We start from the raw sequence: 1,617 nt of genomic DNA, 5'->3' as shown, positions 1-1,617 counted from the left end.
CATCGACTGGAACGACTCCTACGCACCGTGGTCGCCGACCCCGACCAACACCTCAACGGCATCGACGTCCTCACCACCACCGAACGACAGCGGATGAGCACCCGGGGGATGCCGCTGCCGGCTCATCCCGACAGGTGCGTACACGAGTTGTTCGAGGCGCAGGCACGGCGATCGCCCGAGGCGCTCGCCGTCGTGGCGGCGGACGGGACGCTCACCTACGTTGATCTGGACCGGCGCGCCAACCAACTGGCGCACCATCTGGCTGCCCAAGGCATACGGGCCGGGCAGGTGGTCGGCGTGCACCTCGACCGGAAGCCCGCGCTCATCGTGTCGTTGCTGGCTGTCCTCAAGGTCGGTGCGGCGTACACGTTGCTCGACACCGCATTTCCCGTCGAACGCACCAGGAGGATCGTGGCGGAAACCGCTGCGCCACTGGTCGTCACCGATGGGAACCGAGCTGACCAGCTCGACGCCGCTGGCATCGATGTCGTCCGCCTCGACATGGACGAGGCCGCCATCGCGGCGTGTCCCGACGTCGCCCCGCGGCTCCCGGTGAGCCCGCAGCATCCGGCCTGCGTCATGTTCACCTCCGGTTCGACCGGCCGGCCGAAGGGGGTGGTCTCGCCGCACGAGGCGTTGGTCAGCACGTTCGTCGGCCAGGAGTACCTGCGCTTCGGGCCCGACCGCGTCTACCTGCAGTCCTCACCCGTCTCCTGGGACGCGTTCGCCCTGGAGGTGTTCGGCGTCCTGCTGCACGGAGGGCGGACCGTCCTGCACCCCGGGTCGACTCCGGAACTCGACACCATCGCCGACCTGGTCGCCGAACACGGCGTCACCACCCTGCAGTTGTCGGCCAGCCTGTTCAATCTGCTGCTGGACGAGCGGCCTGGAGTGTTCGACCAGGTCGAGGAAGCGATGACCGCGGGGGAGGCGGCTTCCGTCTCCCACGTCTCCCGGGCACGGAGACAGTTCCCACGGCTTCGGCTGATCAACGGGTACGGGCCGGTGGAGAACATGGGCTTCTCCACCGCCTATGACATCGGTGTCGACGACCTCGACCGCGCTCCTGTGCCGATCGGCCGGCCTATCGCGGGCACCCGGATCCACCTGCTCGACGCTCGCCTCGACCTTGTGCCGGACGGGGTGATCGGCGAGGTCTACATCGGTGGTGCGGGCCTGGCCCTGGGGTATCTGGGCCAGCCAGGCCTGACCGCGGAGCGGTTCGTGGCGGATCCGTTCGCCGGGGTGCCGGGTGCGCGGATGTATCGCACGGGTGATCTGGCGCGGTGGGGTGTGGACGGTGTTCTGGAGTTCGTGGGGCGTGCCGACAGTCAGGTGAAGATCCGCGGCTTCCGCATCGAGCCCGGCGAGGTGGAGGCGGCGATCGGGACGATACCGGAGATCCGACAGGCCGCGGTGGTGGTCCACAACGGCCGGGTCGAGGACGAACTGCACCTCATCGCCTACCTCGTGCCACAGGACTCCGCGGACCGCGCTGCCGTGCCAAAGATCGTCCGTCGGCACCTCGCGGGTCTTCTTCCGGTGCATATGGTGCCGGGTGGTTTTGTTGTTCTTGATGAGTTGCCGTTGAATTCTAATGGGAAGGTGGATCGGGGT

At 67.8% G+C, this 1,617-nt stretch carries 1 protein-coding gene; it reads left to right on the top strand.

Annotation, left to right across the window (positions count from 1 at the left end; all coding sequences use genetic code 11):
* Nucleotides 1–27: 27 nt before the first annotated feature.
* Nucleotides 28–1,617, top strand: a 1,590-nt coding sequence (locus tag ACGFIG_RS30735) for an amino acid adenylation domain-containing protein (protein ID WP_393008883.1), incomplete at its 3' end; no start/stop codon positions are given.

This window comes from Micromonospora sp. NPDC049048 (genome assembly GCF_043197615.1).
In the GTDB taxonomy this organism is placed as follows: Bacteria; Actinomycetota; Actinomycetes; order Mycobacteriales; family Micromonosporaceae; genus Micromonospora.
Note: the sequence above shows the minus strand (reverse complement) of the source record. Positions and strands in the feature narration are given on the sequence as shown.